The sequence below is a fragment of the Massilia alkalitolerans DSM 17462 genome, assembly GCF_000427785.1.
GTDB lineage: Bacteria > Pseudomonadota > Gammaproteobacteria > Burkholderiales > Burkholderiaceae_D > Telluria > Telluria alkalitolerans.
On the sequence record NZ_ATYR01000001.1, the window covers coordinates 129,776 to 143,480 of the forward strand.

The window sequence follows — 13,705 nt, forward strand, 5'->3', positions numbered from 1 at the left end:
ATGGCTTCAAGAACGGACAAGAGAGGCGAACGTGACCACCACCCCCTACTGCGGCATCCCGAACCAGTTCAAGCGCGACCTGAGCGAAGGCAAGCGCCTGATCGGCTGCTGGTCCTCGCTGGCCAGCCCCCTGAGCACCGAGATCCTGGGCCTGGCCGGCTTCGACTGGCTGCTGCTCGACGGCGAGCATTCGCCGAACGACCTGAACAGCTTCATCCTGCAGCTGATGGCGCTCAAGGACAGCCCCAGCGCGCCGGTGGTGCGCCCGCCCTGGAACGACACGGTGCAGATCAAGCGCCTGCTCGACGCCGGCTTCTACAACTTCCTGATTCCTTTCGTCGAGACCGCCGAGGAGGCCGCACGCGCGGTCGCCGCCACCCGCTATCCGCCGGAAGGCGTACGCGGCGTGTCCCTCGCCATGCGCGGCAACCGCTTCGGCACCATCTCCGACTATCTGCGACTCAGCAACCAGCACATCTCGGTCTCGATCCAGATCGAGAGCCCGGTCGGTGTCGGCAACATCGAGGCGATCTGCGCGGTGCCCGGCGTGGATGCGGTCTTCATCGGCCCGTCCGACCTGGCCGCCGGCTACGGCCAGCTCGGGAACCCGAACCATCCGGAGGTGCAGGAAGCCATGCGCCACGTATTCGCCTGCGCCAGGGCGGCCGGGCTGGCGGTCGGGATCCTGGCGCCGGTCGAACAGGAGGCGCGGCGCTACCTGGAGATGGGCGCCACCCTGGTCGCGGTCGGCAACGACGGCGGCCTGCTGCGCAGCGCCACCCAGGCCCTGCGCGACAAGTACGCACAGTAAATCACAAGCACATAAGCACATAAGCACACAAGCACAAGGGAGCAAGCAATGAGCAAAGTGGGATTCATCGGCCTCGGCATCATGGGCACCCCCATGGCAGGACACCTGATCAAGGGCGGCCATCAGGTCTGGCTGTACAGCACCGGCGGCGTGCCGGACGCGTTGGTGGAAGCCGGCGGCCAGGCTTGCGCATCGAGCAAGGAGGTCGCCGAACGGGCCGACATCATCATCACCATGGTGCCCGACACGCCCCACGTGGCGGCCGCGCTGTTCGGGCCGGGAGGCGTTGCCGAAGGGCTGGCGCCCGGCAAGCTGGTGATCGACATGAGTTCGATCTCGCCGGTCGAGACCAAGGAATTCGCCGAGCGTATCCGTGCCTTGGGCTGCGACTACGTCGACGCCCCGGTCTCGGGCGGCGAAGTGGGCGCGAAAGCGGCCAGCCTGACCATCATGGTGGGCGGCAGTGATGCCGCCTTCGACCGCGCCCGGCCGCTGTTCGAGCTGATGGGCAAGAACATCACCCTGGTGGGCGAGAATGGCGCCGGCCAGACCGCCAAGGTGGCCAACCAGATCATCGTCGCCCTGAACATCGAGGCGGTCGGCGAGGCCCTGCTGTTCGCGGCCAAGATGGGGGCCGATCCTGCCCGGGTGCGCCAGGCCCTGATGGGCGGCTTCGCGGCCTCGCGCATCCTCGAGGTGCACGGCGAGCGCATGGTCAAGCGTACCTTCGATCCGGGTTTCCGCATCGCGCTGCACCAGAAGGACCTGAACCTGGCCTTGTCGAGCGCCCGCGCGATCGGCGTGTCGCTGCCGAACACCGCCAACGCCCAGGAGCTGTTCAATGCCTGCGCGGCGCACGGCGGTGCGAACTGGGACCATTCGGCCATGGTGCGCGCCCTGGAAAAGATGGCGAATTTCGAAATCGGGCAGCAAGCATCCTGAACCGGAGGGCCGTCTCATGCAAGCCAGTCAGCGCGACTTGTTGAAGAAGATGTTCGACGCCGCCATCGGGGCGGCGCAGCCCGGCCATTGCGTCCCGCCGCACCTGCCTGCCGCCGGCAAGGGAAGGATGATCGTGATCGGCGCCGGCAAGGCCTCGGCCGCGATGGCCAGGGCAGTCGAGCAGCACTGGGACGGCGCCTTGACCGGCCTGGTGGTGACCCGCTACGGCTATGCGGTTCCCTGTGAACGGATCGAGATCGTCGAGGCCGCGCATCCGGTGCCGGACGAGGCCGGGCTGCGCGCGGCGCAGCGGATGATGGCGCTGGTGCGCGGGCTCTGCCCCGAGGACACGGTGCTGTGCCTGATCTCGGGCGGCGGCTCCGCCCTGCTGCCCCTGCCGCTCGAGGGCATCAGCCTGGAGGACAAGCAGGCCGTCAACCGCGCCCTGCTGCGTTCCGGCGCCACCATCGGCGAGATGAACTGCGTGCGCCGGCACCTGTCGGCGATCAAGGGCGGACGATTGGCCGCGGCCTGCCATCCTGCCCGCGTGCTCACGCTCCTGATCTCGGACGTGCCCGGCGACCAGCCTTGCAACATCGCTTCCGGGCCCACGGTCGGCGACCCGAGCACCTGCCAGGACGCGCTCGCCATCGTGCGGCGCTACGCTATCGACCTGCCGGATGCGGTGCGCGCGGTGCTGGAAAGCGGCCGCGGTGAATCGGTCAAGCCGGACGACCCGCGCCTGGCCAGGGCCGAGACGCGCATGGTGGCGACCCCGCAGATGGCGCTCGAAGCCGCGGCCGCGGTGGCCAGGGAGGCCGGCATCGCGCCGCACATCCTGGGCAATGCCATCGAAGGCGAAGCGCGCGACCTGGGCAAAGCCATGGCCGGCATCGCGCGACAGGTGGCGGACTACGGCCAGCCGTTCCAGCCGCCATGCGTGCTGCTGTCCGGCGGCGAAACGACGGTCACGGTGCGCGGCGGCGGGCGTGGCGGACGCAACGTCGAATTCCTGCTGTCGCTCGCCCTGGGGTTAGATGCCCGCGCCGGGGTATTTGCCATCGCCGGCGATACCGACGGCGTCGACGGCCAGGAAGAGATCGCGGGCGCGCTGCTGGCGCCGGATACCCTGGCGCGCGCCTGGGAGCGCGGCATCAACCCGGCCGACGCCCTGCAGGACAACGACGGCCACGGCTTCTTCGAAGCGCTGGGCGATTCGGTCGTCACCGGGCCGACGCTCACCAACGTCAACGACTTCCGCGCCATCCTGGTGCTGGGCGATACCGGCTGAAGCGCTTCAGCGGCCCTGCGCGGCCTGGGCATCCGCGCTCTCTTCGGATACGGCGCCGGAAGGGCCGCCAGCTCGCCTGGCTGCATGGCCGAATCCGGCAGGCGGCGCCGCAGACGCTGGTCGTGCCGTCCTAGCAGGGGCCAGGCTTCAGATAAAGGGCCAGGCGAGGATGCCCTTCAGGTGCAGGACCATACGCGCCGGGATGTAACCAAACCCGAATACCAGGATGGGCAGGCTCCATGCATCGCCCAGCACTACCAGCCAGGCTCCGCCGACCGTGCCTGCTGCCGCCAGTACCATGAGCCATAGCTCGATGCTGAGGAAAAAAACGAATGCTTCGCGCCAAACGCGCTGCATCAGCGCGATGGCTTCCTTGAAGGTCTTGATGTCGTGGCCCATGATCGTATTCGCAAGATGGCAATGATAAAAATGAAAAAACGCTGCCGGAAATGCAAATCGCCGGCAGGGGCCGGCGATTTGGGTTATGTTGCAGTGCATTATAACCGAGACCGCGAGTTTTGCCTGACAGCAGCATCCTCCACCTGGCAGGCTCGCGTATGCTTGCGCGATTTCAACGATCCATGCGCACCAGCGCAACTTCCTTCATCTGCTCCCTCATCGGCTCCTTGAAGGCCTGCAGCAGGCGCGCCGTCTCCGCCCTGGCGCGCTCCAGGTTGGCCGCCTTCACGTGCCCGTAGCCGCGGATCGATTCCGCCACCTGGGCCAGCTTGAGCGCCGCCGCGCGGTTTTCCAGCGTCAGCTCCGTGGCCAGCATGTCGAACAGCGCAAGATAGTCGCTGCGCAGCCGGCGCTCGGCGCGGCGCTCGTGGGTATAACCGAATACGTCGAAGGCGGTGCCGCGCAAGACCTTCAGCGGCGCCAGCATGCGGAAAGCCGAGCGCATCCAAGGGCCTAAGCGCATCTTGGCAGGGACGTCCGTGCCGGGCTTCTTCCTCGCCAGCAGCGGCGGCGCCAGGTGGTACTCGACCCGGAAGTCGCCCTCGAACTGCTCCTTCAAGCCTTCCAGGAAGCCGGTCTGCGTGTGCAGGCGCGCCACTTCGTACTCGTCCTTGTAGGCCATCACCTTGAACAGCGAACGGGCGACCGCCTTGGCGACTGCGCGCTTCGACGCCGGGCCCTCGATCTCCACTTCGCGCGCTTCGTCCCTGGCCACGGCGGCGCGGTACTGCCGGGCGTAGGCGGCGTCCTGATATTGCATCAGCCAGTCGGCGCGGAACGCCACCAGTTCCTCGAGCGAGCTTGGGGGCGTGAACTGCACCACCCTGGCCGGCTGGGCCAGGCGCGCTGCTGCCTTCTCGTCGGCGGCCACCAGGCGGCCCAGCATGAAGGCCTTCTTGTTCATCTCGACGGCCACGCCATTCAGTTCGATCGCGCGGTTCAATGCCGCCAGGCCGACCGGCACCAGCCCCAGCTGCCAGGCCGCGCCCATCATCAGGATATTGGCGCCGATCGGGTCGCCCAGCACACTGCTGGCGACCTGCTGGGCGTTCAGGCGTAGCGTCGGGCCGCCGGCATCCTGGATCTTGGCCAGCAGATCGTCCTTGCGGATGTCGGCGTCCGGATCGCGCGTGAATTCGGCGGTCGGGGTCTCGTTTTCGTTGGCGACCACGCGGGTATGCCCGCGCCGCATCACGGCCAGTGCGTCCGGCATCGCCGCCACCACCAGGTCGCAGGCCAGCAGCGCATCGGCCTGCTGCAGGTCGATACGCACCTGGTGCAGCAGCCTGGGTGAAGGCGCCACCCGCACGTGCGACATCACCGCCCCGCCCTTCTGCGCGAAGCCCATGAAGTCCAGGGTCGAGGCGCCCTTGCCTTCCAGGTGGGCGGCCATCGTGATCAGGGCGCCGACCGTGACCACGCCGGTGCCGCCGACGCCCGCCACCAGCATCTCGAAGGGCTTGTCGAAGGCGTAGCTTGGAGGCAGCGGATAGGCGGCCAGCATGCTTTCCAGCTGGCGCAGTTCGAGCGCGGCGGCGGCCGGCTTCTTGAGCTGGCCGCCGATGACGGACACGAAGCTCGGGCAGAAACCTTCCGCGCAGGAGTAATCCTTGTTGCAGGAAGCCTGGTCGATCTGGCGCTTGCGGCCCAGCGGGGTCTCGAGCGGCAGGATCGACAGGCAGTTCGACTGCACGCCGCAGTCGCCGCAGCCTTCGCACACCGCCGGGTTGATCACCATGCGGCGCGGCGGATCGGGGAAGACGATATTGTCCGGCTTGTTCTTCTTGCGGCGGCGGCGCTTCTCTGCGGCGCAGGTCTGGTCGTAGACCAGCACCGTGACCCCGGGCGTGTCGCGCAGGCGGCGCTGGATGGCGTCGAGTTCGCTCCGGTGATGCACCGCCACGCCTGACGGCAGCGTCACGCCCCCGTAGTTCTCCGGCTGGTCGGTGACGACCACCGCCTCCACCGCGCCTTCGCTGAGCACCTGCTGCAGGATCTGCGGGACGCTCAGCCTGCCGTCCACCGGCTGGCGCCGGTCATGGCGACCGCGTCGTTGTACAGGATCTTGTAGGTGATGTTGGCGCGCGCCGCCACCGCCTGGCGGATCGCCAGCGAGCCGGAATGGTAATAGGTGCCGTCGCCCAGGTTCTGGAACACGTGCTTCTCGCGCGAGAAGCGCGAGGCCGCGACCCAGGGCACGCCCTCGCCGCCCATCTGGGTCAGCGTGAAGGTATCGCGCTTCATCCAGCTGGCCATGAAGTGGCAGCCGATGCCGGCCAGCGCGCGGCTGCCTTCCGGCACCCGGGTCGAGGTATTGTGCGGGCAGCCCGAGCAGAAGTAAGGGGTGCGCTTGATCGCGTCGGCCCCGTTGGACAGCACTTCGGCGTGGCAGAACTGCGGCAGGAATGATTCCAGGCGCAATGCGGGCAGCTTCGGTCCCAGCCAGCGCACCAGCACCGGCGCGATGCGCGAGGGGCGCAGCTCGCCCAGCTGCGAGAGCAGCGGCTGGCCATCGAGGCCGGTCTTGCCGAGCACCTGCGGGCGCTGCTCCGGCGCCAGGTTATACAAGAGGCTCTTGAGCTGGCCTTCGATCACGTCGCCCTTCTCTTCCACCACCAGCACTTCCTGCAGGCCGTGGGTAAAAGCATGCAGGCGGGTGCGCTCCAGCGGGAAAGTCAGGCCCGGCTTGTACAGGCGCAGGCCGAGCCCTTCGAGCTTGTCCAGGCCAAGGCCCAGGCGGGCAAAGGCTTCGAGCAGGTCGAGGTAGGCCTTGCCGGACGCGATGATGCCCAGCTTCGCGCTTGGTCCGGCGACCACCAGTTTGTCGATCGAGTTTACGCCCGCGAAAGCGTGCACGGCCTGCAGCTTGTCGGCGACGCGCTGTTCGATCGCCAGGCTGGGCAGGTCGGGCCAGCGGTAGTGCAGGCCGTCCGCCGGCGGCACGTAGTTTTCCGGCGTCTTGAAACTAGGGGGCGCGGGCAGTTCGACGACCGCACCGCCTTCCACGGTTTCGGAGATCGCCTTGAAGCCGACCCAGGCGCCTGAGAAGCGCGACAGCGCCCAGCCGTACAGGCCGAACTCCAGGTATTCCTCGATATTCGCGGGATTCAGGACCGGCATGCCCCAGGCCATGAAGGCGTGGTCGCTCTGGTGCGGCATCGACGAGGACACGCAGCCGTGGTCGTCGCCGGCAATGACCAGCACGCCGCCCAGGGGCGAGGAGCCGTAGGCATTACCGTGCTTGAGCGCGTCGCCGGCGCGGTCCACGCCCGGGCCCTTGCCGTACCACATGGCGAACACGCCGTCGACCGTGCGCTGCGGGTCGCCCCCGACCTGCTGCGAGCCCAGCACCGCAGTAGCGCCGAGTTCCTCGTTGATGGCGGGGAGGAATTCGATGGCGTTCTGCTGCAGGATGTTCGATGCGCGCCATGCTTCCTGGTCGACCGCGCCCAGCGGCGAGCCGCGGTAGCCCGAGATGAAGCCGCCGGTGTTCAGGCCGGCGCGTTCGTCGAGGGTCTTCTGCATGAGCGGCAGCCGGATCAGGGCCTGGGTGCCGGTCAGGAACACGCGGCCCTGCTCGCGCTTCAGGTTGTCGTCCAGCCGGTAGGCAGGGTCGGCCAGCGCCGCCCCGCCGACTTCTTCGTGCATCGATCCCATCTATTGTCTCCACTGTGCCAGCCCTGCAGGGGCTTGTTCATAGTGAAAGATGATAGTCAATGCCAGGGAAATAACTTTTCTAACTTACCGGGTTCTGGTGCAGAATAGGCAAAATATTTCCCTATTAAGCCCCCGATGGAAAAATCTTACCTTGACGCAGCGTCAATGCGCATCCTGCGCGAGCTGCAGCAGGACGGCCGCCTGTCCGTCAACGAACTGGCTGAACGGGTCGGCATGTCGGCCTCGCCCTGCTGGCGGCGCCAGAAGGAACTCGAAGAGCACGGCTACATCCGCCGCTACGCCGCCCTGCTCGATCGCCGCAAGCTCGACCTCGGCCTGGTGTGCATGCTGCACGTGTCCCTCACGCGGCACGAGGCCGGCGTGGTCGAAGCCTTCGAGGCGCAGATGCGGGCCTGCCGCGAAGTGATGGAGTGCTACGAGATGACCGGGACCTCGGACTACATCGTCAAGGTCATGGTCGCCAACATGGATGCCTACCACGACCTGCTGCACAACGTGCTGCTCAAGCTGCCCGGCGTGTCGCAGCTGAACACCAGCGTGGCGCTGCGCGAGGTGAAGTACGAGACCGCCCTGCCGCTGTAGATCAGGCGCTCGGCGGCGCGGCGGTCCGCGTCCTGCGCAGGCGCGCGGCGAAATCACGCAGGAAGGCTTCACGCCAGCGGCTGATCGTTTTCGCGCCCGGGTGCAGTCCTTCACGCAGTCGTGGATCGGGATCGTCGGTCCACCAGTTCGGATACCTGCCGGATGGCCGGCGCGCCAGCTCCGGCGCCGCCATGCGCGAAGTAAAAGCGCCGGCCTGGCCATCCAGGCCCGGATGGTTGCTGGCGATCCGGTAGGACCAGGTCTTGTCTTCCTTGGGCGAGAACAGGAAACGCCAGGAGCCGTCCGGCTGCGCGAAGCCCGGGAATTCCTGCTTGTCGATGTGAAGGCTGGCCCGCGGCCCGCCCGGCGTCTTGCCCGCGGGGCGGTAGACCAGCTCCATGATCGCGAAGGTCTCGACCACGTCCTGCGTCGTCGGCGGCGCCTCGAAGACCACGCGCGGGCGCTCCCAGGCGCGCACGAAGCTGCCGCCCCAGCCCCCGGCGGTCGGATCCTCGGGCCTTGCACCCAGCACGTAGGCCAGCGAGGGCGTGTCGCCCATCTTGACGAGCGGCGCGATGCCGGCGAAGTAGTCGCCCAGCGTGCCGACACCCTTGACGTGGCGCTCCACGAAGGCCTGGTTGCCCAGGTCGCCCGACTGGTCGCCGCCGGTGAACCAACCGCGGTAGGTGGAGTTGTTCTCGATGATCCAGAGATCGGGGTGTTCGCGCGCCAGGTAGTCGTAGGACGCGTTCGACCACTTCTTGTTCGGACCGCCGATCATGTAGACGCGCAACTTGGGCTTGATGTCCGGCGCATCGTGCAATGCCTGGGCCAGGTCTTCGAAGCCGCCCCACAGCAGCACCCAGAGCGGGCGCGGGTCCTTGTGGCGCGCACGCTCGATGATCCAGTTCGATCCCTCGGTCGGCCGGGTCCAGCCCGGCGGCGGCGCCAGGTCCAGCCCGCCCTGCTTCGAGATGCCGCGCAGGGTGGCCGGGCTCGGATAATCCGCCGACCAGGTCTCCAGGTTCGGATAATCCTTTTCATAGGCGTCGATGATGGCGAGCAGGTGGCGCTTGCGGTCGCGCCCCTCGCCCCAGGGCGAAGCCAGCAGGCCTTCGAGCTCGATCAGGTCGGCGTACAGCAGCAGGTGCACCAGCGACTGGAAGTCGTCGAAGTCGGTGCCGCCGATGTCGGTCGAGACGATCACCCGGGGCTTGGGGGCGGCAGCGGCCTTGCGCGGCGGCGCGCACGCGCCCAGCGGCAGCGACATGGCGAGCAAGGCAAGCAGGTAGCGGCGGCGGTCCATCGTCATTGCGCCCCCACCGGATAGCGCCGGGACCAACTGGCATAGCGCTCGATCGCCCTTGCCGGGCTGGTCACGAACCAGGCGTAGCCGTTGCGGCGTTCGATCGACAGGTCGTTCACGTCGTCGTGGACGCTGCGGTCGCGGTCCCCGAACACCGGCTTGAGGCTGTGCGCATCGTAGTAGCGCGACCAGATCTCTCCTGCTCCGGGCGCAGGCACGAGGCGGCGCCCGGCCTCCGGCGTGGTCGCTTGCCAGGCCAGGTCGCGCAGGGCGGAGGCGCGCAGCCAGGCCACTCCGGCGTGCACCGCCTGCCGGACTTCGCGCGACGGTTCGGGCAGGCGCATCAGGAGCAGGAGCACGCCTGCGCTCTCGCCGCTGGCCAGCGCGGCCGGCTCGAAATTGCGCGCACCCGCCAGGGCCAGGCTCGGGGCGTCATGTTGCTGCCCCCAGCCGGTACGCTTTCCGCCAAGGCTTTGCTGTGCCGCGACGAACAGCTTGACGCCGCGCTGCGCCGCGGCCAGGGCTTCCCCGGCGAGCGCAGCCGGCACGAAGGCGTAATCGCCCTGGGCGCTCCCTGCCTCCAGCAGCAGTTCCACGACCTTGAGCATGGCGTCGTCGTTCAGGGTAATGGCGTCCTGGTAGCCGCCTTGCAGCGGATAGACCTGGGGGAAGCCGCCGTTCGGGTACTGCGCACTCAGGAGGTAGCGCAGTCCCTTCAGGAAAGCGGCGCGGCAGGCTTCGCGCTTGTCAGGCGACTGCGCCTGTACCCGCGCCAGGAAGCGCATCTCGGTGGTCGTGGCGCCGTTGTCGATGGTGCCGACGTAGTGCCAGGCAGGCTTGCGCCCGGCTTCAGGCGGCGCCCAGTGTTCGCCCGGGGCGCGTGGCGGGCCTGATCGGTCGGCATTCTTGCCCCAGCCGCCGGCCGGGGTCTGGAAGCTGAGGATGGTGTCGACCACGCGCAGTGCTTCCGGCGTGCCATACCACGCGGCCGGCCGGCGCAGCGGCATTCCGCCATCGGGTGCGCCATGCGGGCGCGCCGGCATGCCGGCGAGCTTGGGCTGCTCGGCCTCGAGGGCGTCCTTGTCCGCGGCCATCTGCGCGCGCGAGCGCGCCAGATAGGCCATCCACTGCTCGCGCTCCATGGCTGGCAATGCCGCCAGCCGCAGCTCGGCCAGTGGCTGCGCCGGGATCATGGTGGAAACAGTGGCGGCCTGGGTGGCGGCGATCGACGCCAGGCACAGGGCGCCGATGTAAAGTGCTGCTGTTCGCATGGTGCTGGTCAGCTCCCAAAAAAAAACCGGCATGGGCGGCGCTTGCGCGCCGCCCATGCCGGTCATCGACTTCTCATGCCTGCCGCTTAGAACTTGTACTCGACAGACATGCGGTAGACACGGCCCATCATGTCCGCCAGGCTGGTCAGGTAACCGCCGCTGTAGATCGTGTTGGCGGTCAGCGGTGGCCACTCTTCCGTGATGTTGTTCACGCCCAGCGACACGGTGGTGTTCTTGATGCCCGTATAACGGACATTGACGTTGAACTGACTGTAGGATTCCACTTCGGTCAGGTTCGATCCCGCACGCGGGGTCAGGTCGGTCAGCGCGGTGTTGAAGCGCTGCGACAGGGTGGCGCGCCACGGACCGGTGCTGTAGGTCACCGCCGCGGTGTACTTCCAGCGCGGGTTCACCTGCGGCATGCCGGCCAGGCCCGAGTTCGGACCGGCGCTGCCGAAGCGGCCGTCGTTGGTGATGATGCCGACGTTGCTGTTCCATGCGCCGCCCGCCTCGCTCTGGAACTCGTACTTGTGGTACCAGGTCGCATCGAGTTTCGCATCGAAGGTGCCGAAGCTGGTCTTCGGGAAGCGATAGCTGCCCGAGATGTCGGCGCCGCGGATGCGGGTCTGGCCACGGTTGGCCTGGCTGGCGATGATGTAGTCGATGGTGCCATCGGCGCGGCGGTTGATCACGCTCTCGTACTTGGCCGGGTTCTGCTGGATCTCGGCGATCGAGACCGCACCCAGCACGTCACGCAGCTTCAGGCCCCAGTAGTCGACCGTCAGCGACAGGTTCTTGATCGGCTCCAGGCCGATGCCGATGTTGAAGCCACGCGACTTCTCCGGCTTCAGGTGGCTGTTGTTGGGCGACTTGGTCCAGTAATTGGTCAAGACGTTGCAGACCTGGTCCGCGGTGAAACCTGCCGACGGGGTGCCGGTGCCGGGTTCCAGCGGACGGGTGCTGCGGCACAGGACCGGATCGTCCATCAGCTGGCTGCGCACTTCCGGGGTCGGGTTCTGGATGTCCATGATCGACGGGGCGCGGAAGCCGCTCGAGACCGAGGCGCGCAGCACCATTTCCTGCATCGGCGCCCAGCGGGTCGCCAGTGCCGGGTTCACCGTGGTCTGGTCCAGGTCGTCGTAGCGGTCGGCGCGGACCGAACCGTTGACCAGCCAGGTCTTGGTGATCGGCGCATCGACCTCGAACATCAGCGAAGAGATCTTGCGCTTGAGCTTCTTGGCCACGCCCTGCGGGGTCTCGCCGACCAGGTCGGATTGCACCACGTTGCCGGAAGCGTCGATGTTGTAGCTGCCGTCGGCGCGCTTGTACACGAAGTCGAGCGGCGCGTTGTGGGTGCGCGCCGAGTCTTCGCGCAGCTCGCCCGACACCGCCAGCACCATGTCGCCGCCGCCGAGCGTCCAGACCGGACGGGTGACGGTGGCGTCGATGCTCTTGTTGAAGGCCTTGTTCAGGCGATAGGTGTAGTCCTCGGCCTGGATGCTGCGCAGGTAGGCGAGTCCGGCGGCGTCCTGCGGGCCGAACGGATTCAGGATGCCCTGGTCGAAGCCGGCCTGGGCCTTGCTGTACAGGATGTAGCCTTCGCCCACGCGGGTGTCGCGCTTGGAACGGCCGTAGTTCGCGCCGAGACGGTAGTCCCAGCCCATCACGTCGCCTTCGAGCGACAGCACGACGCGGTCGTTGCCCTGTTCGTCGTTGCGGTAGGCCGGTCCGAGTTCGCCCGGGCCCCACTGGAAGTAGATGGCGCGGTTGTTCATGTTCAGCGGCGTCGCTGTACCCGGGGTCTTGGCCGGGTCGATGAACATGGCCGGGGCGTTGGCGCCCGTGTTGCTGCCGACGACCTGCGGCAGCGGCGTGATGCCCTTGCCCGGGTAGAAGCGGCTGGTGGCCGGCATCGAGTAGGTGGTGAACGGCTGGGTCGCGTTCGGCACCTGCATGCCGCGGAACTTCTGCACGGTGAACGCGGAATGCAGCACGTCGAGGTCGAGCTTGTGGCCGCCCGCCAGGTTCCAGCTGGCGCGCCCGGCGACGGTGGTGATCTCGCTGCCGTCGGTGATGGCGTTCCAGAACAAGGGATTGCGGATGCAGCCCGGCGCATAGACCGGCGGGGTCGCCAGGCTGTTGTTGCCGAGGGTCTGCAGCGACCATGGCGCGTCGCAGCCGGTGGCGAAGTTCGGGTTGTAGTTCGAGTTGGCGTTGCGGGCGAAGCCGAAGTTGGCCAGCGGGTTCGGGTTGCGCGCGTCCGGCGTGATGCCCAGGCCCAGGCTGCGCAGCACGGCCGGGTCGTGCTGTTCCGGACGGTCGCCCTGGAACAGCGCATCCTTCTTCTGGTGGTCGATGGCGATGTAGGCGTTCCAGCCTTCCTCCCTCAGGTCGCCCCAGCCGAAGATGCCACTGATGCTCTTGGTGCGGCCGCCGCCGCTCAGTTCCGGACGGGCGTATTCGGCCTTGACCGCGCCGCCCTGGTAGCCGCGCTTGGTCCAGTAGTTCTGGACGCCGCCGATGGCGTCGGCGCCGTAGATCGAGGCGCCGCCGCCGTTCAGGGTCTCGACGCGCTCCAGCGCCATGCGCGGGATCACGTTGACGGAGACGTACTGGTCCTGCAGCGGCTCGTTCGCCAGGCGGCGGCCGTTCAGCAGGGTCAGGGTACGCATCGGGCCGAGGCCGCGCAGGTTGGTCACCGGACCGGCCGCGCCGGAGTTGGTGCCGAGCGACAGCGATTGCGGCTGCTCCAGCACGAAGTCCTTGAGTTCGGTATGGCCGCGGGCTTCCAGTTCCTGGGCCTTGACGGTGGTGACGGGATTCGTGCCCTCGTCGTCGACACGGCGGATCAGCGAGCCAGTCACCACCACCGCCTGCACGGCTGGCGTTGACGACGGGGCCTCGGTGTTCTGAGCCTGCGCGTGGGCCGCCAGCTGGAACAGCGCCAGGCTCACTGCGGTTGCCAGTTGGGCTCGGCGTGGGGTGGGAACAAAGGTCGGGTTCATTCACGTCTCCTATCTTTTTCTTAAGATTGATATGACCACACTACTGATTGGCCAGGCCACTTAGAGCGAAATTCGCCGGCCCTGCCCTCAAATCCTGGCCCTGTCTTTGCAGGTTTTACAAGAAGTGATATGACCGGATTATAAATTGGTCAGGCCACTTTGTTGCAACAAATATTTACGCGGCATAGCGCGTGGCCCAGAAATCATGTCGAATTAGCAAGAAACTGTTGCAATTTTCTAACGAAATTCGGTCGGAACCTCGGTTTTTGTCTCCAAAGTGTTCGACCAGATGCATGGTTTAGTCCAACCACCTATAAAAGTGGTCTTGCCAATTCTCATACTTCAGGCCACCATATACCA

8 protein-coding genes and 1 pseudogene are annotated in these 13,705 nt (G+C 67.2%); 4 read left to right on the forward strand and 5 right to left on the reverse strand.

Annotation, left to right across the window (positions count from 1 at the left end; genetic code table 11):
- Positions 1 to 31 precede the first annotated feature (31 nt).
- From garL to YWC_RS0100615, 3 genes are read left to right on the forward strand one after another with little or no spacing between them, the layout of a single operon-like run.
- Positions 32 to 811 (forward strand): 2-dehydro-3-deoxyglucarate aldolase, encoded by a 780-nt coding sequence (gene garL / locus YWC_RS0100605; RefSeq protein ID WP_027863640.1) that lies wholly within the window; start codon positions 32 to 34, stop codon positions 809 to 811.
- Positions 812 to 859: 48 nt separating this feature from the next.
- The gene (locus tag YWC_RS0100610; RefSeq protein WP_027863641.1) at positions 860 to 1,753 is read left to right on the forward strand and encodes a 2-hydroxy-3-oxopropionate reductase; all 894 of its coding nucleotides are present in this window, start codon (positions 860 to 862) and stop codon (positions 1,751 to 1,753) included.
- A gap of 16 nt (positions 1,754 to 1,769) precedes the next feature.
- Positions 1,770 to 3,044 carry a glycerate kinase type-2 family protein gene (locus YWC_RS0100615; protein WP_027863642.1) on the forward strand — a complete coding sequence of 425 codons (1,275 nt, stop codon included), beginning with the start codon at positions 1,770 to 1,772 and terminating at the stop codon, positions 3,042 to 3,044.
- A gap of 147 nt (positions 3,045 to 3,191) precedes the next feature.
- Here YWC_RS0100615 and YWC_RS0100620 read toward each other — a convergent pair whose 3' ends face one another.
- Positions 3,192 to 3,443, reverse strand: coding sequence for a hypothetical protein (locus tag YWC_RS0100620; protein ID WP_027863643.1), 252 nt, complete (start codon positions 3,441 to 3,443; stop codon positions 3,192 to 3,194).
- Positions 3,444 to 3,615: 172 nt separating this feature from the next.
- Positions 3,616 to 7,151: pseudogene (locus tag YWC_RS27765) on the reverse strand (indolepyruvate ferredoxin oxidoreductase family protein).
- A gap of 144 nt (positions 7,152 to 7,295) precedes the next feature.
- Here YWC_RS27765 and YWC_RS0100630 point away from each other — a divergent pair.
- Positions 7,296 to 7,763 carry an Lrp/AsnC family transcriptional regulator gene (locus YWC_RS0100630; RefSeq protein ID WP_027863644.1) on the forward strand — a complete coding sequence of 156 codons (468 nt, stop codon included), beginning with the start codon at positions 7,296 to 7,298 and terminating at the stop codon, positions 7,761 to 7,763.
- Position 7,764: 1 nt separating this feature from the next.
- Here the strand turns inward: YWC_RS0100630 and YWC_RS0100635 are convergent, their stop codons facing one another.
- From YWC_RS0100635 to YWC_RS0100645, 3 genes are all read right to left on the reverse strand, one after another.
- Entirely contained in the window at positions 7,765 to 9,075 is a 1,311-nt protein-coding gene (locus tag YWC_RS0100635; protein ID WP_229412976.1) for a DUF1593 domain-containing protein, read from the reverse strand.
- Complete coding sequence (gene pelA, locus YWC_RS0100640; protein ID WP_027863646.1) at positions 9,072 to 10,340, reverse strand: pectate lyase; 1,269 nt, start codon at positions 10,338 to 10,340, stop codon at positions 9,072 to 9,074. The genes YWC_RS0100635 and pelA overlap by 4 nt, the downstream gene beginning before the upstream one ends.
- An 86-nt stretch (positions 10,341 to 10,426) precedes the next feature.
- Positions 10,427 to 13,345 carry a TonB-dependent receptor domain-containing protein gene (locus YWC_RS0100645; RefSeq protein ID WP_084416232.1) on the reverse strand — a complete coding sequence of 973 codons (2,919 nt, stop codon included), beginning with the start codon at positions 13,343 to 13,345 and terminating at the stop codon, positions 10,427 to 10,429.
- Positions 13,346 to 13,705: the final 360 nt, after the last annotated feature.

Coding starts and splice junctions, on each gene's coding strand:
- YWC_RS0100610 (WP_027863641.1), top strand. CDS start 860: ATGAGCAAAGTGGGATTCATCGGCCTCGGCATCATGGGCACCCCCATG.
- YWC_RS0100615 (WP_027863642.1), top strand. CDS start 1,770: ATGCAAGCCAGTCAGCGCGACTTGTTGAAGAAGATGTTCGACGCCGCC.
- YWC_RS0100620 (WP_027863643.1), bottom strand. CDS start 3,443: ATGGGCCACGACATCAAGACCTTCAAGGAAGCCATCGCGCTGATGCAG.
- YWC_RS0100630 (WP_027863644.1), top strand. CDS start 7,296: ATGGAAAAATCTTACCTTGACGCAGCGTCAATGCGCATCCTGCGCGAG.
- YWC_RS0100635 (WP_229412976.1), bottom strand. CDS start 9,075: ATGACGATGGACCGCCGCCGCTACCTGCTTGCCTTGCTCGCCATGTCG.
- pelA (WP_027863646.1), bottom strand. CDS start 10,340: ATGCGAACAGCAGCACTTTACATCGGCGCCCTGTGCCTGGCGTCGATC.
- YWC_RS0100645 (WP_084416232.1), bottom strand. CDS start 13,345: ATGAACCCGACCTTTGTTCCCACCCCACGCCGAGCCCAACTGGCAACC.